Source organism: Pseudomonas sp. AP19 (assembly GCF_001728855.1).
GTDB lineage: Bacteria > Pseudomonadota > Gammaproteobacteria > Pseudomonadales > Pseudomonadaceae > Aquipseudomonas > Aquipseudomonas fluorescens.
This window is the reverse complement of the sequence record NZ_LXJP01000047.1, coordinates 1-21030: the sequence shown is the minus strand read 5'-3', so window position 1 is coordinate 21030 and position 21030 is coordinate 1. Positions and strand designations below refer to the sequence as shown.

General features: G+C 54.3%; 17 protein-coding genes and 1 pseudogene. 11 read left to right on the top strand and 7 right to left on the bottom strand.

What is annotated here, in order from left to right; genetic code table 11:
* Positions 1–261: 261 nt before the first annotated feature.
* Both A7D21_RS25775 and A7D21_RS25770 read right to left on the bottom strand, forming a co-directional pair.
* On the bottom strand, positions 262–1590 hold the full coding sequence (locus tag A7D21_RS25775; RefSeq protein WP_034114902.1) for an OprD family porin: 1329 nt from the start codon (positions 1588–1590) through the stop codon (positions 262–264).
* Positions 1591–1805: 215 nt separating this feature from the next.
* Positions 1806–2144, bottom strand: a complete 339-nt coding sequence (locus A7D21_RS25770) for a DUF2790 domain-containing protein (RefSeq protein WP_034114901.1) — start codon at positions 2142–2144, stop codon at positions 1806–1808.
* Between the two features lie 935 nt (positions 2145–3079).
* Between A7D21_RS25770 and A7D21_RS25765 the strand changes: the two genes are divergently transcribed.
* The 6 genes from A7D21_RS25765 to A7D21_RS36330 all read left to right on the top strand — a co-directional run bounded on the left by A7D21_RS25765 (position 3080) and on the right by A7D21_RS36330 (position 7666).
* Positions 3080–3469 carry a DUF305 domain-containing protein gene (locus A7D21_RS25765; protein WP_226926058.1) on the top strand — a complete coding sequence of 130 codons (390 nt, stop codon included), beginning with the start codon at positions 3080–3082 and terminating at the stop codon, positions 3467–3469.
* Positions 3470–4906: 1437 nt separating this feature from the next.
* Positions 4907–5881: a hypothetical protein gene (locus tag A7D21_RS25760; protein ID WP_141718268.1), complete on the top strand. Its 975-nt coding sequence runs from the start codon at positions 4907–4909 to the stop codon at positions 5879–5881.
* Positions 5838–6149, top strand: coding sequence for a helix-turn-helix transcriptional regulator (locus tag A7D21_RS25755; RefSeq protein WP_083272242.1), 312 nt, complete (start codon positions 5838–5840; stop codon positions 6147–6149). The genes A7D21_RS25760 and A7D21_RS25755 overlap by 44 nt, the downstream gene beginning before the upstream one ends.
* A 322-nt stretch (positions 6150–6471) precedes the next feature.
* The gene (locus A7D21_RS36690) at positions 6472–6738 is read left to right on the top strand and encodes an antitoxin Xre/MbcA/ParS toxin-binding domain-containing protein (protein ID WP_080761430.1); all 267 of its coding nucleotides are present in this window, start codon (positions 6472–6474) and stop codon (positions 6736–6738) included.
* A gap of 442 nt (positions 6739–7180) precedes the next feature.
* The gene (locus A7D21_RS25750; protein WP_034138156.1) at positions 7181–7369 is read left to right on the top strand and encodes an AbrB/MazE/SpoVT family DNA-binding domain-containing protein; all 189 of its coding nucleotides are present in this window, start codon (positions 7181–7183) and stop codon (positions 7367–7369) included.
* 162 nt (positions 7370–7531) lie between these two features.
* Positions 7532–7666 carry a hypothetical protein gene (locus tag A7D21_RS36330; protein WP_256556379.1) on the top strand — a complete coding sequence of 45 codons (135 nt, stop codon included), beginning with the start codon at positions 7532–7534 and terminating at the stop codon, positions 7664–7666.
* A 46-nt stretch (positions 7667–7712) separates the two neighbouring features.
* On the opposite strand, the pseudogene A7D21_RS25745 reads toward A7D21_RS36330, so the two are convergent.
* Positions 7713–9148 (bottom strand): annotated as a pseudogene (locus A7D21_RS25745) (phosphoethanolamine transferase).
* A 512-nt stretch (positions 9149–9660) separates the two neighbouring features.
* Between A7D21_RS25745 and A7D21_RS34700 the strand changes: the two are divergent.
* The 3 genes from A7D21_RS34700 to A7D21_RS25735 all read left to right on the top strand — a co-directional run bounded on the left by A7D21_RS34700 (position 9661) and on the right by A7D21_RS25735 (position 11473).
* Complete coding sequence (locus A7D21_RS34700) at positions 9661–9999, top strand: zinc ribbon domain-containing protein (protein WP_080761431.1); 339 nt, start codon at positions 9661–9663, stop codon at positions 9997–9999.
* A 55-nt stretch (positions 10000–10054) separates the two neighbouring features.
* Positions 10055–10960, top strand: coding sequence for a cation diffusion facilitator family transporter (locus A7D21_RS25740; protein ID WP_034138158.1), 906 nt, complete (start codon positions 10055–10057; stop codon positions 10958–10960).
* A gap of 162 nt (positions 10961–11122) precedes the next feature.
* Positions 11123–11473: a DUF3147 family protein gene (locus tag A7D21_RS25735; RefSeq protein WP_034138159.1), complete on the top strand. Its 351-nt coding sequence runs from the start codon at positions 11123–11125 to the stop codon at positions 11471–11473.
* A 33-nt stretch (positions 11474–11506) separates the two neighbouring features.
* Here the strand turns inward: A7D21_RS25735 and A7D21_RS25730 are convergent, their stop codons facing one another.
* The 4 genes from A7D21_RS25730 to A7D21_RS25715 all read right to left on the bottom strand — a co-directional run bounded on the left by A7D21_RS25730 (position 11507) and on the right by A7D21_RS25715 (position 17746).
* A complete protein-coding gene (locus tag A7D21_RS25730; protein ID WP_034138160.1) occupies positions 11507–11833 on the bottom strand; it encodes a DUF2790 domain-containing protein in 327 nt (108 codons plus the stop codon).
* A 138-nt stretch (positions 11834–11971) separates the two neighbouring features.
* Positions 11972–15133 (bottom strand): CusA/CzcA family heavy metal efflux RND transporter, encoded by a 3162-nt coding sequence (locus A7D21_RS25725; RefSeq protein ID WP_069553008.1) that lies wholly within the window; start codon positions 15131–15133, stop codon positions 11972–11974.
* Between the two features lie 24 nt (positions 15134–15157).
* Complete coding sequence (locus A7D21_RS25720) at positions 15158–16408, bottom strand: efflux RND transporter periplasmic adaptor subunit (RefSeq protein ID WP_034137069.1); 1251 nt, start codon at positions 16406–16408, stop codon at positions 15158–15160.
* 66 nt (positions 16409–16474) lie between these two features.
* A complete protein-coding gene (locus A7D21_RS25715; protein ID WP_141718267.1) occupies positions 16475–17746 on the bottom strand; it encodes a TolC family protein in 1272 nt (423 codons plus the stop codon).
* Between the two features lie 405 nt (positions 17747–18151).
* On the opposite strand from A7D21_RS25715, the gene A7D21_RS25710 reads away from it, so the two are divergent.
* Together A7D21_RS25710 and A7D21_RS25705 are read left to right on the top strand one after the other, a co-directional pair.
* Positions 18152–19495, top strand: coding sequence for an OprD family porin (locus A7D21_RS25710; protein WP_034137067.1), 1344 nt, complete (start codon positions 18152–18154; stop codon positions 19493–19495).
* A 487-nt stretch (positions 19496–19982) separates the two neighbouring features.
* On the top strand, positions 19983–20657 hold the full coding sequence (locus A7D21_RS25705; protein ID WP_034137066.1) for a heavy metal response regulator transcription factor: 675 nt from the start codon (positions 19983–19985) through the stop codon (positions 20655–20657).
* Positions 20658–21030 lie beyond the last annotated feature (373 nt).

The window sequence follows — 21030 nt, the reverse complement described above, 5'->3', positions numbered from 1 at the left end:
CCTCGGGCTTCCTTCAGATTCGCGGTCACCCGCGACACCCTTGCCTCTGGCTAACACTTCCCCTTGCCGGGTGTGTAGAGGACTTTCACCTCCAAGTCACCAGTGTGGCCACCACAGCCAAACTGGTTGCGCTTGCGCGCAACGCGCCATGCCTGGCGCACCATAAAAAAAGGCGCCACAAGGGCGCCTAAGCCGCCTCCCAACCAAAGGAGTAACAAAGAGACGGGTTGTACCTGGTGAGCTAGGTAGCTAATGCTCGATTTAGAGAATTTGCAGCGGGTACTCCACAATCAGACGAATCTCATCCAAATCTGATTCGAAGGCGGTAGCCCGAGTCGTCGCTTGGCGCACACGGAAGGACATGTCTTTCAGGGAGCCGGCTTGAATGATGTACTTAGCCTCGATGTCTCGCTCCCAACGCTTCTGGTCCTGCAGTGGAGCGCCATCAGCTCCTCGGCGCATATAGACGCTGTTCGCATTCGAGTAGTCAGCATCCCAGCCCTTCGCGTAACGAGTCATGAAGCTCAGGCCAGGAATGCCAAAGGACTGCATATTCAAGTCATAGCGTAGCTGCAAGGATTGCTCTTTCGGGGAGTTGAAGTCGCTGTATTGGATAGAGTTATCCAGGAAAATAGAATCAGATTGGCGCAGGTAATCAAAATCGTCATCCCCATTGCTGCGCTGGTAGCCAACGGTCAGCGTGTGGGCACCAAACTGGATACCGGTCTTACCGCTCCAGATGTTGTTATCGAAGCTGCCCAGCAGTTTTTTTCCCTCGTCGACTGCTCGGTAGTAGTTCAGGCCACCAATCAGCGCGACAGTCTCGGAAAGTGGGTAGCTTAACGTGGTGCCAGCGTAATACTGGTTCCACACATCTTTGAAGCGGCTGGTATAGAGACTCACACCGATATGTTCGTTAACGGTGTAATCGCCACCCAAGTAGGCGATCCAAGGCGCGTCTACAGATCCTGCATAGAACGTAGCGAAACCATCGCGCATGCTGCTTGAATTCGGTTGGCTCATCGCATGCAGGCGACCACCCTGCAAGGTCAGGCCTTCAATGCTGGTGTTGGCAAACGTGGCGCCACGAAAGCTCTCAGGCAGCAGTCGTGAGTCCCCATACGCCACAACAGGCGTAGAAGGAAATACGTCCCCAACCTTGACGACCGTATCTAGCAAGCGAAGCTTGGCTGCTCCACCGACTTTTGAATAGGTATCCTCAGGCTGACCCTTGCTGTTGTAGGGCATGATGTCTACTGTGCCACCGGCTCCAGAACGGCCATCACCCGAGTCAAGCTTGATCCCCTGCATTGCGAATGCATCAATGCCGAAGCCCACAGTGCCCTGTGTGAAGCCTGACTCAAAACGTCCGATAATTCCGTGAGCCCACTCTTCGGAGTAACCGTTCCCCGTTCGACTGGACTGACCGTTGCGAAAGTCGCGATTGAAGTAGAGATTTCGGTTGAGAATGTTAAAACTGCTCCCCTCAATGAACCCCTCTGGCTTTTGCTCAACGGCCACTGCAACCTGCCCCAGACTCATGCCAAGGGCAATGAGGGAAAGACCATAAAAGTTATTATTATTATTCATGTAATACCCCAGGCTTTTGCTTGGCAGAGTTTTAATGTGAAATATTTATGATTATAAGCATGCAGGTGAACACCCTGCGTGCAGCAGCATAGTTTCACATCTAAAATAACGCTAGCATGACCTAAAAATTACTTTTTTGTCAGCGGAATGTAATTATCCACTTGGTGCTCCATAAATAAACCTTAGTTTCTCTAATGCACTTGGACCGTAAGCGATCAGCCACCATGAGGGCAATTACTGACCAGCACTTGGTACTCGAGGGTATTCAACTTGCCACTCGAGTCTTCGTAGGTCATACGCGAAGGGGCCAACCCACAGTATCTAGATCCTGTGGTTGGGGTCATACTGATAACTTTTGCGATATCAAGGTTCAAACCATACTGGTAATGAACAACCTCAGGTATGGCCTTACCATTTTTGATGGCATATTGCTCCATCGCCTGCTGATTTTCTTGCATCATCCGACCAAAGACGCGATCCCCTCCACCCTCAGCTATGGCAAAGGACGAAACTGCCAATACCGCAATAGCGATGACTGCCTTCAATGATTTCATGACCCTCTCCTAACTCTAATTCACTGATGGTTAGAGAGTAGCTAATGATACCTGTCAGAAAGCTGCCGTTAACATTACATATCTGTCAGGCAAGGTCTTTACTCAATTAATGGCATGCTTAACAGCGCGCCTATAATTTGTGTTTCGACCGTTATTAGGTGACGTTCGGTACTAAACTCAATTCGCAACGAAGTGTTAACCAACCAAGAGCTGACAGAAATGTAATTTTAATTTCAGTCGACTGTCCGCCGAGCGTGGTCTAGGGTGAAATATGAGCCCTTGGCCCTTGGGTATGCACTTACTTGAATGCTATTTAACAGCATCTTGCTCGCGTTACGCTTGGTGCTTGTCTGCAGTATCACTCATCCGCGATCAGTCTGAAATGATCAGTTGTTTTTAATAGAAATTATCGAATGCCGCTGGTCTCAGCACCACTGCTAGTGTTGTCTTTCCTTGGATGCAATGGAGAACATAGCTATGAGCGACACCCCGGTTACCTCTCACAGAAACACTCACCAATACCTGCGGCCTTGCGTTGAGGCGTGTAGCGACTGCCACAAAACCTGTCTGAATACAGCGATGACCCATTGCCTTGAGGCGGGGGGTAAACACCTTGAGGCCGAACATTTTCGCCTAATGATCAACTGCGCCGAGATCTGTCAGACGTCGGCCAATTTCTTGTTGAGTGGTTCCACCTTTCACCACCACGTTTGTGGGGTTTGCGCCGAGATCTGTGATGCTTGCGTGAAGAGCTGCGAACAGGTCGGTGGTATGGAAGATTGCGTCAGGGCCTGCCGTGAATGCGCAGAGATCTGCCGAAAAATGGCTGGCGAACAGAGTTAGTCAAGCCCCATGCAGTACAGAAATAGCAATTTCCGTGTTCGGGGGCCATGGCATGCATGTGCCAACCCTTCGGCGCTAATAGGAGATTCACAATGTCACAGCATATCAAGCACAACAGCTCTAGCCGGTTCACTTTGTCGATGAGGGTGGTAGCGATGGCTGTCGCGGTAATGGCAGCAGCGCCGACGTGGACTAATGCCGCAGAACCCACGAAAAGCGAAGCGATGCAGATGCCTTCCGAGCAGAAGGATCATTCGAAGATGATGAAACAAATGGGCGGCATGTCCATGACTGGTGACGTGGATTATGACTTCGCGGCCAACATGCGCATGCACCACCAAATGGCAGTCGAGATGGCGCAAGCCGAACTCCAGAACGGAAAAAATCCAGAGATGCTCCGTATGGCCAAGGACATAATTGCCGCACAGAAGAAGGAAATCGCCGTATTCGATCAGTGGATTAAAGCGAATAAAAAGCCATGACTATGGTGATGCCGAAGTCGATCTGTGCGCCGTATCTTTGAAGGAAATAACCGCGCCGGTTTGGACGGTAATTCGCTGCCGGCGCATATCACGGTGAACTGGTACTGGACGAAAACTATGCTGCGCTTGGTCCATGGATTTCCAAAACCATTCGAGATAGGCCAAAGACCTGCAAGCAAAGGCACTATTTGAGTCCGAGATGATCTTCTTCCTCTGTCACTGCGCGTTGAGAAGCAAAATCGTTTGAGAGCAGTAGAGACATTGCGAGACCAGAACATGGGCCAAAGCGTTCTGTTCGAGCTAATTTCGATAACTGCATGATGGCCGGTATTGTCCTGCTCGTGGCGCGGATGAGCCGCGTGGTCGGCGGAGCGATTATACCCCGTGCAATGTGTTGGATATGACCGCTCCGCGCTTTGGTACCGCCAGATACGGTCTGATCGGGGCGCCGCGCAAGTACGCTGGCTGGGCGTCTCGAAAATGGCCAACTTTAGAGGGACCGAGGCTGCGCTTACGCCAAAGTGATCGTACGCGTGTTGGCGCCGATGCCGAATTGATCCACGCGCCGACTAAAGACTGACCCAAGTCCAATCTAACGAAATGCAGCACTGGCATTGGTTCGCAAGAATTCAGAGGGGCTCAGTAAAATCTCGGCACGTGGGTCAATTCGGCATCGGCGCAAACACTTACCAGCTCAGTGACGGGGTCAACCAGCATCTCTGCGAAGTGGGCGTAGGAACATACACACCTCCTGAGCTACAGGGAAAGAACTTCCGCCGAGTGGTCCGAACACCAAACCACGATAACTTCGGCCTTGGACTTCTGATCTGGCACCTCTTGCTGGGTGGCCGGCATCCGTACGCTGGCGTGCCTGGGGTTCGGGGAGCAATGGAACAGTAAACGCACTTAAGCCCAGTACCTGCCCGCAAACCAGCGCTCTGTCTGGGGAGTACGATAAAACCACCGTTTTATGAAACCGCTTTAACGAACATCAGGAAGGACCGTAAACATCCGAAAAGCGGTTCGATAAACTCGTTTCGACAATCAGAGTTCTCCAATCAACAGTCACATACGAGTAAAGCGAACTCTAATTCGTGCTTACGTTGGTTTTCGGTTCCATTGCTCCCCAAACCCCTGCCTCAAAAGGAAGGGCTCGGTGAGACAATTGAAGACAACATTTCGGAATTCAGGTTTGCCTACAGCACCAGCCAAAGCCTTCTACTACCGCCCCCCAGCGCACTGCCGCTATCGACGGTGCCTGGCTCAATTGCCGGCATGTTCGAAAAGACATTCACTGAGGAGGGCAAACGAACTGGTCGGCCGACTGCTCATCAATGGATAGTGGCATTGGACGAACTCCGGTCCAGGCTCCGGCCATGTGCGAAGTCAAAGCTCCACGCCTTTCCGACTCACCTGAGCACCTGCCCTTGGTGCTTGATGGATGGCAAAGGCGTCATCTACTTCACTGTCACTCCGATCTACGCACCAGGCGAAGCGAACAACGGCTCGCCAGTTAAGATTGGTGAAGTATGGGCAGCCATAACCAAAGTCCCAATTCTTGACCAGGTGCAAATCCCAGCGGCAAGTAATCCTAGCCCAGAGCCCGACCCTCTGCCGCTTGGGGTTTTCAGCACAACCGCAAAACACTTCATGAGCTTAACGCTGACGGGTATTACGATCGCTATATGGTCGGCCATGGGTGGGTACCCCCTCATCTACCTAACGATCATTGCCACGAGCTGGCTTTTCGTGGGGCAATTCGGCACCAAGGCCAAGACGGAAGAGAAGCAGCGTCGTACCATCATCAGAGACGCCGCTCGCAAACGACACCAAGATGCAGTGAGGGCCCTGCAGGCAGACTCTGGGGTTGATCAGGTCACTGCCAAGCGCGAGTTGCTAAACAGACTCAAACTTGAGTTTGATACCTTGGCTGTCAGGGAGCAGAAGGACCTCGCTGCCCTTCGCAGTAAAGCTGAGCAGCGCCAACGCACCGCCTACCTGGAAAAGTTCTACATCGAGTTGGCGGTGCTGCCGGGAGTGGGACCCGCAAAGCGAGCGGGCTTACAATCGTTCGGCATCGAAACCGCTGCAGAGATCAACGCACGAAAGATCAAGCAGATCAGAGGGTTTGGAGAGCAAATCACCCAGGTATTGATGGATTGGCGCGAGTCTCATGAGCGCAATTTCCGGTTTAACCCCGCAACAGCTATCACTCCTGCCGACACGCAGCTGGTTAAGCATGCAGTGCGGAAACGAGCCGCCGAGATCTCTGCTCTGATGATGCAAGGGCTAAAAGATATCAGAAAGGGGCCTGAGGTGCGGGATGCTGCGCTGCGCCGGCATTTAAAAACGGTGCAACAGGCAGCTAATGAACTCGCGCAAGCTGAGGCAGATTGCAAAGCTCTCAACTGATCCGCGATCCAAATTCTGGCAGAGGAAATCTCGTAGCCTCAGCCAAGAAGAGTTCGGCGGCCACAGTAGCCAAACCTACCTTAGTCAACTGGAAGCCGGAGGAAAGGGCCCTACCCTCGAAATGGTGCATGGGCTCGCCTCTGTCATGAATGTTCATCCTTTGACGATCTTGACCCAGTGCTACCTTTTTATGGACAAGGATGCCACTCTGGATTCAATCATTGAGCGCGTTCGTGAGGAGCTAAGCGTGACGCCATCGGACCGATGAGGAGGGGCGCCTGTCCCCCTTCAGCATGGACTGAGATGTCCGATCGGATGCAACCAAAGTCTGCGCGATCTGACCCTGCGGCTGGTTTGATCTTGGGCGCTACCTACGTGGAAGAGGAGAGGCAATGAAGGGCCGACGGAAGGTAAAGACTGATAAGTGGCGTATAAAGTCGGAAAATGAAGACGACGCCCGAAGGCTTTTGCGAAGGCGGGTACAGACGCAAGGAAGGTTTCTCGACATAGCAGCACATGCCGGCAAAGGAATGGAACCTGTTGGCCGAATTGCCGGTTGAGAGATAGGCTTTCACCTTTGAGGTTTGCAAATGAAGGATCCTCAGATATTAGCGCTGTGCCCATGCTCGCCGCAGGGGTGCTGGAGCATCGACCACCGAAGCTTCAAGGGCAGGTGCGAAGAAATCGTGCATCTGGCAACGCTGGTGCTTGGCAGTCGAGTGCTTGCCGCGCAATGGCTGTACAAGCCAGCAATCGGGCTAAGGCATCAGTCACCTTGCAGCACCTTGGTGACTCGATCGGGCTACCAGCAAGTTGTGACACTCCTAGGACGAATTGAACACGGTGTCTACACTTAACGCCGTTGGGTTCCATGCCAGAGGACCTGTCTACATCTCGTCTGACATAGGATTAGCTGTGTCTATCGCAGGATCTAACTCGAACCGCATCAAGCGTATGCCTAAGGGGAAGCCCCTTTGTTAGGAAGGTATTCGAGCGAACGGGCTCACGCTCCGCGGTAAACAAAGCTCTGTCTCGGATGGTGCTCAGTGGTTCGATAGCGCGGTCATTAGCGACTGGCTGCTTGCGACCTCAAGCAGACACGGCCCTAAGCTGAGTTGTCAGCGCCATCGCCGCCAGCCGGAAGCAGGATTATCACTAAACTCCTTCATACTTGCGAAAGCAGAGCTTGCCGGTGCTGGCTCCAACATCCAGCCTTCGCAGTGGGTCGAATGCTGCCAGTAGGGGGCAAGTGGGCGTAGGATGGAGGCTTCCCCATCAGCTCATAAGGAGCCGCCCCTTATGAATGAATCCGTGCGGACAACCTTGAAATGCCAAGAACCAGGTGATGGTACTGGGGATGTCATCACTGACCTCCCGGACGATATCCTCGAACGCATGGGTCTCAAAATCGGTGATTCCCTGAGCATACAGCTGATAGGCGGGAGCATAGTGCTAAAGCCAATTAGTGATGCAGACGCCCAGCCCTAAGGCAGCTTTCGACCCACAGCGGTCGTTGTCGACCGGCCGCTTCATAGGTCGATTACGCTCAGTCGCCACCTGCTGCGACCCAGGTTACCCATGACTAGAACGGCAGCAACCGAGATGCCAGCCTAGGTCTCAACACTGGTCAATGCGCTTGATTGGCCCGAATTGCTTGAACGTACACTGCAGGCGCATCGCTCGCGGTACAAACGGATCGTGGAACACTGCGGTGGCAAGGTCGACATTCACAGCGAGCAAAACCTGGGCAACCAGATTCAACTGACTTTTCTGCTCTCCAATTGAATATTGCAGCTGATACGAGCGAGTATTTCAATCGCACTTCGAGCATTCAGAGGCCGGAGTACGTGCTTCCGGCCAAGGGCTTGCAAGGGGCAGTGAAGTCTAGGGCTGAGCGATACGAGGATGTCTGGACGCTCATCATCCCGAGCACCGTGTGGAACAGGTTGTCATGGCTCAATGGCGAGTTTGTCTGGGCTTTCAAGCAGCCCATATTCAGCCGTTCGCTCTTCGCGATAGAGTCAGACATCCAGAGCACCATTGGCACCTTGGTTTGCTCGTCCGGGGCCATCGCATAGGGCAGCCCATGTAGGTAGAGGCCACCCTCTCCCAGTGACTCCCCATGATCCGAGACGTACATGAGCGCAGTGTCGAATTTGGTGTTCGCAGCCAGGATGTCGATCAGCCCGGCCGTTACGTAGTCGGTGTAGAGGATCGAGTTGTCGTAGGCATTGATCACCTCCTGCTGCTTACATTTGTCGAGCTCATTGGTCTCGCAGACCGGCTCGAATTTCTTGAACTGCGAGGGATATCGCTTGTAGTAGGCTGGGCCGTGGCTGCCTTTGTAGTGGAGCACCAGGACAGCATCGCCTTCCTGACGGTTGATGAAGTCCTCCATTTCCGAGAGCAGCACCCCGTCCTTGCACTCGTCGCTGGTGCACAGCTGAGCATCCGCATGTTGGGTAGCCTTGTGGTTAGGCACCCGGTCACAGACCCCTTTACAGCCCGAATTGTTGTCAGTCCACATTACGCTGATGCCTGCGCGCTGAAGCACATCGAGTAGCCCTTCTCGGCTCTTGGCCTCGGCGTGGCCAACTGACGTTTCAGGTAGCCATGACTGGCCGCAAACAGGTTGGTGGGAACCAGAATGAGCCGAATCTCCCGGTTGTTGCGCAGCAAGGACGCATAAGACTGGTATTGGCTCAGCACAATGCCGGCAAGGGTGACTAGGGCAAGCGAAAGGACAATGAGTCTACTGGCCAACGCTTTGATCCAGGGCTTACGTCGGAGCGGCACCTGACTGATCAGGTAAACGGGCAATCCCCCTACCATTGCCACCCAGAGGCCGAGCTTCCAGTTCAGTAGCTCGGAGACCTCACTGACGTCGGTCTCCACGACGTTGGTGAACATGGTGTAATCAATGACGATGCCGTAAGCATTCATGAAGTAGCTGGCGAAAGCCGCACTGATCAGGATCAGGCACAGTAGCGGTTTGGCGAGCCGTGCCCATGACAGCAGACTGAGTATGGTAAACACCCAAGCAAACACAACAACTGGCAGGCTACTCGCGAGCAGCCAATTAACTTCATCGGCATTGAAAATCAGCCGCGTAAGAACACGCCAAAGCTCAGCGTTCGTAAATAGCAACAACCAAAGAGTTACCAGCCCGATGAGCAGATTGGTGCTGATGCCTTTTTGTCGAGTACTGCGAATAGCAAAGATCAATCTACTGAACAGGGTGTGAACAATGGATTTCGAAGGTGTCATTATCAAACTCTAGGAGGCTGCTGATCCATGACGCATGGCTATGGGATCCATGACGCATGGCTATGGAATCCTCGGTAGCTACCAGGCAAACCATCGACAGATACTGTGCGAAGGTGGGCGTGCGGAGCGCCAGAGACCCCGAGCCCTATGGCTTAAGGGCGCTTAGGATGTTTGAGGCAAAAGAATTGAATGAGAAGTAAACTCTCGCTAGGCGCATTATTTCCGGAACACGATAACGACACGATGACCTCGTGATTACAATGCTGTCAGAATCGCAGCAATGGCTTTTTTGATTGTGATCGACCAGGCTATGATAAAAAATCGGACACGTTCGACTGCTGTGTGGTTAGTGCCACCCAGCGAATTAAATTAAATTTCATAAACAAAATGGGCTTGTTTTGTCGTACGCTCATTTTGAACTTTTACTTCAATTTAGAAGTCTTTCTCGCGAGCAGAACACTTCCTTAACTTTTGCCCGTGCTTATGTCACTTATCAATGAGGGACGAACACCATGAGCTTTTTCAAGAACATCTTGGGCGGCCACCACGGCCGGGGAAACCACGGCGGTGGTAAGCACCACAGTGGTGGGCACGGGAGCGATCGGCATGACCGCTATGACCAGCAGCAGAGCTGCGACGGCAATGACCGGGTAATTGACAGTGGGCGGGCAATATCCCAAGCCCCAATCACTGATCTGCAGCCTTGCAGGCAGTGCCGGACCGCTAACGCCCCATCTGCGCGCTTTTGTCTAAACTGCGGAACACCACTATCGAGTGGCTGCAAGGCCTGCGGCTCCTCGCTGACGTCAGGAGCGAAATTCTGCAGCCAGTGCGGCCAAGCCACGCCTTAGCGCCTGGCCACCCTGGTAAGCCAACGCGACCACCCCCCTGCGCAAGGAGAAATACGTGGGATCGAATCATGATCATGGCAGTGCAGCAGTACGTGAGGGACATCAGAAGAAGCTAGTCATGGCATTGGCCCTGACTGGCAGCTTTATGATTGCTGAAGTAATCGGTGCATGGATAACCGGCAGCTTGGCGCTGCTGTCGGATGCATCTCACATGTTCACTGACACCGCCGCCTTGGCGATATCGCTGATTGCGCTCCAGATAGCCAAGCGGCCGGCGGATCAAAAACGAACCTTTGGCTATGCGCGGTTGGAGATCCTGGCCTCCACGCTCAACGCAGTCCTGCTCTTCCTGGTGGCAATGTACATCTTGTACGAAGCCTACCAACGCTTCTTCATGCCGACGGAGATCGCCACTGGCGCGATGATGTGGATCGCGATCGCTGGCCTGATCATCAACCTTATTTCGATGCGTCTTCTGGCATCTGCCAGCAACGAGAGCCTCAATGTCAAAGGGGCTTACCTCGAAGTTTGGAGCGACATGCTCGGATCGTTGGGCGTAATCATCGCGGCTCTCATTATCCGCTTCACTGGCTGGACCTGGGTCGACACGATTGTCGCTGTTGCAATCGGCCTCTGGGTACTGCCGCGGACATGGCAGCTGCTTCGCGAGAGCCTGGGCATCCTCATGGAGGGTGTCCCAAGGGGGCTTGACGTCGCGGCAATCGAGACCACCATCCGCAACGTTGATGGCGTCACTGATGTACACGATTTGCACGTTTGGGCCGTCAGTAGCGGCAGCAACGTGATGACTTCGCACGTAGTAGTGGGTGACACAGCAGATGGAGATGCCGTGCTGGCGGGCGTCGTGGAAGCGGTCAGCGATGCGTTCGAAATCCACCACTGCACCATTCAGATCGAGCGCGCAGCTTTCCACCAGAGCATGCCGTTACCGTCGCACTGATCGGTTGGTAACCACCTGGTCAACGCACCACTCTTCAAACAGAGAGAGTGGTGTCGTAAAGGAAAGATCGGGAATGATAGGCGTCAAAACGGCAGGAGCACTTCGTGAGCGCCTTGGGAAGATTCCGACAGACTCTCTCGAGTGCCCGTAGGAGGTTCAGCAATGGCTTGGATCATCACGAAGTACTTAGTCACTGCCGGAATAGTGATTCTAGTATCAGAGCTGGCAAAACGTAGCGACAAGCTGGGTGGCCTAGTTGCCGCTCTGCCTCTGGTCACGGTCATGACGCTGATCTGGCTGTACTTGGAAAACCAGAGTATGGAAAAGATAGCTAATCATGCCTGGTATACGTTCTGGTACGTCCTTCCAACCCTGCCAATGTTTATCACTTTTCCGGTGCTGCTGCCCAAACTGGACTTTTGGCCGACGCTTATCATCAGCATCATCATCACCATGGTAAGTTTTGGGGGCTTTGCTCTGCTGCTACGTCGTTTTGGCATCGAGTTGCTGTGAGCTAAGCGCCGGGGGCAGCAAGTGGGTGGCCGCTCACCGACTATTAACGCACTCGCCTTTCACCAGGTAGCGAACCATGTGCAATTCGCCCTTCGAGTCCTCGTAGGCCATCATGCTTTTCACGTTGCCGCAGTACCGCACGTTGGGCGACACGTACACCAACTTCCCAACGTCCAGATTCATGCCATAGGTGTAGTCTTCAAGCTCTGGCATGGGCTTCTTCACGCTCTGTGCATAGCGCTCTGTAGCCTGCCGAGCAGACTGCTCAAGATCCTCATTGATCTGCACGCTACTTAGAGCATCTGTCGACAGCACAGAGAAGAGCATGAATACGGCAATTGCAGATCTAGTGGTTTTCATGAGAAGTCCATTAATAAAAAAGCGCCCACGGCGGGCGCTAAAATTCACCTTACTTACAATTTTGAAAGGTAAGTGCATCTGGCTCATATAAAACAAAAAAGCCCACAACGTGTGTTGTGGGCTTCTCTTTAGTGGCTATCAGCTAACCACTTCGGCCTCATCACCGTCTTCATCCTTGCGGTGTGCCCATTGATACAGGGCAGGGAGCACCAACAAAGTCAGCGCGGTGGAGGACAGGATCCCGCCAATCACCACTGTCGCCAGTGGCCGCTGAACCTCTGCACCGGTACCGGTTGCCAAGGCCATCGGGATGAAGCCCAGGGACGCCACCAGGGCTGTCATCAGCACAGGTCGCAGTCGGGTCAACGCGCCTTCGTCGACGGCCTGCCTAAGCGTTCGTCCCTCCTCTCGCAATCCGCGGATGAAGGCAATCATCACCAGGCCGTTCAGTACCGCGACGCCGGACAGTGCAATGAAGCCAACCCCAGCCGAGATCGACAGCGGGATGTCCCGCAGCCACAGCGCCACGACGCCACCGGTGAGTGCGAATGGAATACCGGTGAACACCAGCATGCCGTCTTTCAGGTTGTTGAACATCAGGAACAGCAGGGTCATGACCAGCAGCAAGGCCACCGGAACCACGATCTGCAGACGCTTGGCCGCCGATTGGAGCTGCTCGAACTGGCCACCCCAGGTGGTCCAGTAACCAGCAGGAATCTGCACCTTGGCATCCAGCGAAGCGGTTGCCTCTTGAACGAACGACCCCAGGTCGCGGCCCCGGACGTTGGCGCTGACGATCACCAGACGCTTGCCGTTCTCGCGGCTGATCTGGTTCGGACCCAGCTGCAGGTCCAGGTTAGCGACCTGCGACAGCGGGATGAAGCCGATCTGATTGGCACCTTGAGATGCATTGGCCGGTACAGGGATCAGAAGGCTGGACATACCTGCTACGTCGGTACGTACGGTCTCAGGCAGGCGCACCACCATGTCGAAGCGACGGTCGCCTTCATACAACGTGCCGGCCGTACGACCGCCGACAGCGATGGCGATCGAGTTCTGTACATCCGCGATGTTCAGGCCGTAGCGTGCGGCTTTCTCGCGGTCGATGTTGATGGTCAGCACCGGCAGGCCGGTGGTCTGTTCAACCTTGACCTCCGAAGAGCCCGGTACCGCTTTGAGCGCTGCAGCGATCTTGTTGGCCGTGTTGTTGAGCACGTCCATGTCATCGCCGAACACCTTCACTGCGACGTCACTCCGTACGCCCGAGATCAGCTCGTTGAAACGCAACTGGATGGGCTGGGACAGCTCATAGTTGCTGCCTGGGACACCGGCTGCGGCTTTCTGCACTTCAGCAATCAGCTCATCGCGAGGCTTCTTAGGGTCGGGCCACTGATCCTGAGGCTTGAGCATGATGTAGGCGTCGGAGGCGTTAGGCGGCATCGGGTCGGATGCGATTTCGGCTGTACCCGAGCGCGCAAACATCCGCTCTACTTCCGGGACCTGCTCAATCACAGCCTTTTCAAGGCGTTGCTGCATTTCTACGGATTGGGTCAGGCTCGTACCTGGCACGCGCATGGCCTGCATCGCAAAGTCACCTTCACTGAGGCTTGGAATGAACTCGCTACCCATACGACTTGCAAGCACACCACTGAGCACGACCAGGACTACAGCGGCCGAGAACGCGATGTTCCGATGCCCAAGGACCCACTTCAAAATCGGCTCATAACGCAGCCGCGCAGTGCGCATCACCACGCCTTCCTCTTCCTTGACCTTGCCAGTGACGAACATGGCGATGGCTGCCGGAACGAAGGTGACGGAGAGGATCATTGCACCCAGCAGCGCCATCACAACGGTGAAGGCCATGGGGTGGAACATTTTGCCCTCGACGCCGGTCAGGGCGAAGATCGGCAGGTACACCACCATGATGATCAACTGACCGAAGATCAGTGGCCGGCGAGCTTCACCCGCAGCAGCGAAGACCTCATGGAAGCGCTCAGCTTTGGTGAGCATACGGCCATGCTTGTGTTGCGCATGAGCCAGTCGACGGATCGCGTTTTCTACAATTACCACGGCACCGTCGACGATGATTCCGAAGTCGAGTGCGCCTAAGCTCATTAGGTTGGCGCTGACCTTGTTGTTGAACATACCGGTGAAGGTGAACAGCATGGACAACGGGATCACCATCGCGGTGATGAGTGCAGCACGGATGTTACCGAGGAACAGGAACAAAATGGCGATTACTAGAATCGCGCCTTCCACCAAGTTCTTCTTCACAGTTGCAATAGCTTTTTCAACCAGGTTGGTGCGGTCGTAGACCGTCACGGCAACCACACCTTCTGGAAGGGTACGGTTGATGTCAGCCAGTTTGGCGGCAACAGCCTGAGACACGGTACGGCTATTTTCACCGATCAGCATGAACACGGTGCCGAGTACGACTTCGCGACCGTTCTCGGTGGCAGCCCCCGTCCGGAGCTCTTTGCCAATGCTAACGTCAGCGACGTTGCTGATTCGAATCAGTGCGCCATCGACACTGGTGATCACAATGTTGGCGATGTCTTCGATGTTACCGACCTGCCCTGGCGCACGGATGAGGAGCTGCTCACCATTACGCTCGATGTAACCGGCGCCGACGTTGGCGTTGTTGCTTTCCAACGCTGCGACCAGATCATTGAGGGTCAGTTTGTATGTAGCTAGGCGCTTCGGATCCGGCGCGACCAGGAACTGCTTGGCGTAACCACCGATGGTGTTGATCTCGGCCACACCTGGGACGTTCCGCAGCTGCGGCTTGATGATCCAGTCCTGGATCACACGCAGGTCGGTTGGGGTGTACGGTGTACCGTCTTCCTTGACCGCACCATCCTCAGCTTCAACGGTCCACAAGAAAATTTCACCAAGCCCAGTGGATACCGGACCCATGACAGCCTCAACGCCCTCTGGCAACTGCTCCTTCGCAACTTGCAGCCGCTCGTTGATCAACTGGCGGGCAAAGAAGATGTCAGTGCCATCCTTGAAGATCACGGTGACCTGAGACAGGCCAGAGCGAGACAAGGAACGGGTCTGTTGAAGGCCCGGGAGACCGGCCATGGCCGTTTCAACTGGAAACGTGATCCGCTGTTCAGTTTCCAATGGCGAATAGCCAGGCGCAGCAGCGTTGATCTGCACCTGGACGTTAGTGATGTCGGGTACCGCATCGATGGGCAGCTTCTGATAGCTGTAGATACCGATGCCGGCCATGATCAGAACAGCGATCATTACAACGATGCGCTGCTCAATGGCGAATCTGATGATACGTTCAAACATGAGAAATCATCCTGTCAGTTCGCATCAGTGACCGTGTTCGGCAGACGCTTTGCCGAGCTCAGACTTGAGTGTAAAGCTGCCACTGGCTGCTACTTGGGCGCCGGCTTGGATGCCGTCGATGATTTCCACGTATCCATTGTCACGGCGGCCCGTTTTTACCGGCCGAGTGTCAAAGCCTTCCCTGGTGCGCACAAATACCGAGGGTTTGTCTTCAACGGTCTGCACGGCGCCTTCAGGAACGGCCACAGCCACTCGATCGGTCTGAGAAGTGACGGCGATGTTCACGAACAGACCTGGACGCCAGGCGCCGTCAGGGTTGGTCAAGGTAACGCGAACGGTCGCTGCACGGTTTTGCTCACCCAGCAGGCTGCCTACATAACCCACCTTGCCGTCGACCTCGACGTTCATGTCGGGCGATGAAACTTTTACCGCACGGCCCGTCACCACCTTGCCCAGTTCAGTGGGAGGGACAGCGAAGGTGGCCCACACCTGATTCAGGTCGGACAAGATGAAAGCGTTAGTCGCCTCGCTGACGACTTCACCCATGGTCAGGTGCTTCTCTACCACCACGGCGTCAAAGGGTGCCCGAAGCTCGTAACGATTGCCGCCTACGGAATTGACCGAAGCGCCGATGGCACCGACCTTCTGCTTGGCATTGGCCAGAGATATCTCTGCTTCTTGCAGCGCTTGGCGTGCCTGCAGGTAATCCTGCTCGGCGGAGATCTTGTCCTGCCACAGTTGCTTCTCACGGTCGAAGGTAACGCGGGCCAGCTCTACGCGTCGCTGTGCGGCTTGTTGTTCGCTGCGCAGGTCAGAAATCTGTTGGCTGGCAATCACTGCGAGGACTTGGCCTTTCTTAACGGCTTCGCCCAAGTCGGCCTGGACACTTTCAACAACGCCAGGGACCCGAGGGACAACATGTGCAGTCCGGTCTTCGTCGAAACGAATCTCCCCCGGGAAAGTCACAACGGTGCCGAGGTCACGGGGGGCCGCAGACTCCAGGACTACCCCAGCTGCCTTGATCTGTTCAGCGCTCAGGGTCAGCTTGCCCTCTTCCTCACCACCCTCTTCGCTATGGCCTTCTGCACCATGACCCTCATCACCCTCCTCTTTGGCGGCTGATGCGGTCGTCTTCTCATCGCCATGGCCATCGTTAGCGCCGTGCTCGACGGTACTGGCGGCCTGCTCTCCGGAACTGTTGTTCCAGGCAAGGCTGCCAAATCCAAGGGCTGCCACAGCGGCGACCGCGAGGGCGATCTTGCGTTTGTTATCCATTGCTACTCCTGCTGATCATAGGCACCGACGTGTTATGCCGAGCGCCGAAGAAAATTTCTGGCCCGTTCAACGAACGCCGGCAGTCGAACCGACATCGCCATAAACCCTTTCCACCTGCGCACGCGCATTGGTCGCTGTTGCCAACGAATCGAGGTATTGGCCACGAGCGACGATCAAGGTGCGCTGGGCATCCAGCACTTCGATGAAGCCGAATTTGCCCATCTCGAAACCGCGAGTTGCGGTCTCCACAGCCTGCTGTGCGGACGGCAGAATGGTCTTGTCGTAGGACTCGACCTCCTGCATGGCGGTCGCCCACTGGTTTACTGCGGTTTGGGTTTCGCTACGCAGCCTCAGCTCAACTGCGTTGCGCTGGTCTCGGGCTTGATCTGCGCGTCGAGAAGCGGAAAGAATGTTGCCCTGATTACGATCAAACAGCGGCAATGGCATGGACAGTCCTACAGTGTTGACCCGTTCACGTACGGAGCGGTCGTACTGGCTACCCACGCTTACAGTGAGGTCTGGGATTCGCTGAGCTTTCTCTGAGCCGAGGGACGCATCGCTTTTGTCGATCTGCACCACGGCCTGACGCATTTCCGCAGTTTGATCGAGCCTCGACAACAGCTCTTCAGCGTCCGGAGGCAAACCTGGGGAGAGGGTCGGCGAATCCAGGCGATCGAATACTGTGACCGAGCTCCCCGTAATTTGAGCTAGCTGCTGGTAAGCGGTCGCTTTCTCCGTTTCGGCGCGTCTGACCTGCAGCTTGGCTTCGGCCAACTGTACTTGAGCACGAGTAGCCTCTACTGGGGAGGATTTACCTGCGCGAACGCGGCCGTCGACAATGCGCAGACCACGCTCAGTCAGCTCCAGAGATTGCTTGGCTAGATCTAGGCCAGTCTGCGCTCGCAATGCTGCGTAGAAGGCTTGAACGACCTCGGCGCGCAGAGCGTTCACTCGACGGTCCAACTCCAGCTGTGCAGCAGTCTGGCCATAGGTGGCGACGTCAACACGTGCGCCCCGCTTTCCGCCCAGCTCCAGGGTCTGGCTGAGCGTCACAGTTGTCTTGCTAGTGCTGCGACGGGTGTCTTCTACGTCGTACGAGATTGTTGGGTTGGGGATAAGCCCTGCCTGCTTGCGTGCCCCATCTGCGATCCCAATCTCCTGACGGGCGGCGGCCATGTCAGGGTTGGCATCCATCGCCGTCGAAAGCGCTTGAGGCAAGCTGATGCTTTGGGCAAATGCAGCAGGTGCCATCAGCCCGGAGATGACCGCACAGAGTGCGGCTATCTTCCAGGGTGAGATTGAGGTCTTAGGAAAGACATTGCGGATATACCGGGGCACTTTAATGGTCCTCGTGCACAAACTTCGATAAAGCTTGGCGAGAACGCCGAAACAGCTGCCAAGCCCCACTGGATTAGGTGATGGCACTCTAAAGAGCGGTAGCTATCAGAGGGGTGGCTAGAAAATTACAATTTCGTAAGAAAAGTGGGTAATGCCCGTAAACACTGAGAAATTCAGTCGAACCCAGGATTTGATTACAACCGAGAGAGATGGCTAACACACGGTGCTAGGCACCCGGATAACCTGTAGATGACGAAATTGTAATTATCCTATCGCCCTCCCGTTATCTTCGGCCTGCAAATATGAGCTCGGCGCTCTTCATAGGCGCGCCGCCGGGTCAGAACATATAAAGACACCCGCGTCGGTACACATAATAAAAACTGCCGTAAATCAAAGGAGCATCAGATGAAAATCAAAGTACCACTGTATTTGGCGGCAGTTTCTGCGCTGTCTGGAAGCTATGCAATTTCTGCTCAAGCTGAAGACAAACCAGAAGGTTTCATTGAGGGCAGCAGCCTTACAGTGCTCAACCGCAACTTCTACTTCAATCGTGATAATCGCGACAGTTCGGCTCCCACTTACAACAGTGGTAAGGGCAACACCAACGGCTACTCCGAAGCCTGGGCGCACGCGCTCATTTCCAAATTCAACTCTGGTTTTACCCAGGGTACCGTCGGTTTTGGTGTTGATGCCTTTGCAATGATCGGCCTCAAGCTTGATACCGGCGACGGTCGCAACGGCGGCCGTAGCTCCTTCGACGTGCTGCCCGTTGATAACAAGGGTGAGGCGCGTGATGAATACACCAAGGTTGGCGGAGCGGCCAAAATCCGCTTGTTCGATACCGTGGTGAAAGTGGGTGATGTATTCCCATCGACGCCGGTCGTCGCAGCGGGCGACTCGCGCCTCCTGCCAGAAAGCTTCCGCGGCGTGACCGTTGAGAACAGCAGCATCCAGGGCCTCACCCTGCAAGGTGGTCGACTGCATGCAATGAGCCAACCGGTTTCCAGTAACCTGAACGACAATTTCGTTACCTTCTATGGCGGCCCGGTCAACTCGCCTTGGATCGGCTACGGCGGCGGTGACTACTCGATCAACGACAATTGGACCGTGAGTGTCTACGGCAGCCAGTTGAAAGATGTCTGGAACCAGTACTACGCCGGTACCAGCTTCGCCTACCCACTGAGCGATGACCTCGCGCTGATTGGTGGGTTCAACTACTACAAAGCCGTGGATGAAGGTAAACGCCGACTGGGCGAGTTCGACAACAATATCTGGAGTGCCAAGGTCGGTGTTCGCTACGGCGCCCACACCTTGGCCCTGTCACACCAGCGCAACAATGGCGATGACGATTTTGATTACCTGCGTCAGTCGGACTCAATCTTCGTAGACAACTCGATCCAGTACAGCGACTTCAACTCGCCGAAAGAACGCTCCTGGATGATGCGTTATGACCTTAACTTCACCAGCTACGGTATTCCTGGTCTGACGTTCATGACCCGCTACGCAAGGGGTTCGGGCGCAGACTACTCGAACGCCAACCAGTTCTACATGCGTACCGACGACAACGGCAATCCGCTCACCGATCAAAAACGTTGGGAGCGTGACGTCGAGGTGAAATATGTCGTTCAAACCGGCCCGGCTAAAGACTTGTCCTTCCGGTTGCGCCAAGCTACCACGCGTGCCACTGCTTTCGAATCGGACCTTGATGAAACTCGCGTGATCATTGAATACCCGCTTTCTATTCTGTAATTCTCTGATCGGATCAGTTTTCCATGAACTGGCCCCTCAGAAAAACGTGCATTACGCATTCACCTTGAGTGGCTTAAGTGCTCCTTTGGTAAAAGGTGAATATTTGGCGCCCTTTGGGCGCCTTTTTTTATCTAAAATTCGAGCAGTTGTTCGAGTTCATGCATCGCATGTCGATGCAGCTCATGGCTACACCAATGTCCAGCCTCCTCAATGAGGGGAACTTCGCCGTCATCTGAACGGAATGAAACCAGAACAAAGAATAGAATAACCCAGTACTTCATAAGGTCAAATCACCTATTGGAGAGAGGGCTCGCATCTGTCAAACCCAAACCGCGACAAGATATAACGCCAGACTATCAAATATATTACCTAGAAATTACAAATCCGTAATTTAGCCCCCAGACAACTCTTTTTGATTTACCATTCATTTCAATAACGCCGGCGCGCGTGCGCGGTTAATTGCTCAGTGATGTCGAGACAAAATCCCATGCGAATTCTGGTAATTGAGGATGAAGTAAAAACTGCGGAGTATGTGCGTCAAGGCCTTACTGAATGCGGTTATGTTGTAGATTGCGTCCATACCGGTTCAGATGGATTATTCCTGGCCAAGCAGCACGAATATGAGTTGATCATCCTTGATATCAATCTGCCGGAGATGGATGGGTGGCAGGTGCTTGAACTGTTGCGACGTAAAAACTGCCCTTCTCGTATCATGATGCTGACGGCTAGAAGTCGCCTAGCAGATAAGGTTCGGGGCCTGGAGAACGGTGCAGATGACTACCTAATCAAGCCATTTGAGTTCCCAGAACTGCTGGCCCGGGTCCGCGCCTTGATGCGCAGGTCTGACCACCCTGCATCCGTCGAGATAATTCGTGTAGCTGACCTCGAACTCGACCAGAGCCGTCACAGAGCCTTCAGGGATGGCCAGCGCATCGATTTGACTACAAAAGAGTTTGCACTGTTGCACTACCTGATGCGCAACACGGGGGTGGTACTGAGCCGTACGCAGATCATCTCACAGGTTTGGGACATGAACTTTGACTGCGATACAAACGTTGTAGAGGTGTCGATTCGAAGGCTCAGAGCCAAGATCGATGATCCTTTCGAGACGAAGCTTATCCACACGCTCCGAGGCGTGGGCTATGTTCTTGAGAAGCGGTAAGCGACCAACCGCCTAGCCTTGGAAACAGCTCGACTGATTATCCAGCGCCTACTACATTGACAGTTAAATTTTAATTCCAACAGCACTTATCTTCGCAATAAGCATGTCAAACCAACAAGCACCACCCATTGACCCGGAGTCAAGGAGACCAGACCACGAGAAATTTAGTGATACGCAATCCACTCAGAGTACTGATAGGACGGTCGTGGCGGAACGGGGCAACGAAAGCCAACAATCCAGCCATTAATCGCAAAAATCGCTCTGGGTTGCCGATTGGAAAACTACCAATCAGACAGTGGAATCTAGAGATCCACCACATAAAACGCAATTCCCACCAGTACGATCTAGCTCTCCGGGGCCAACAGGTTTTGAA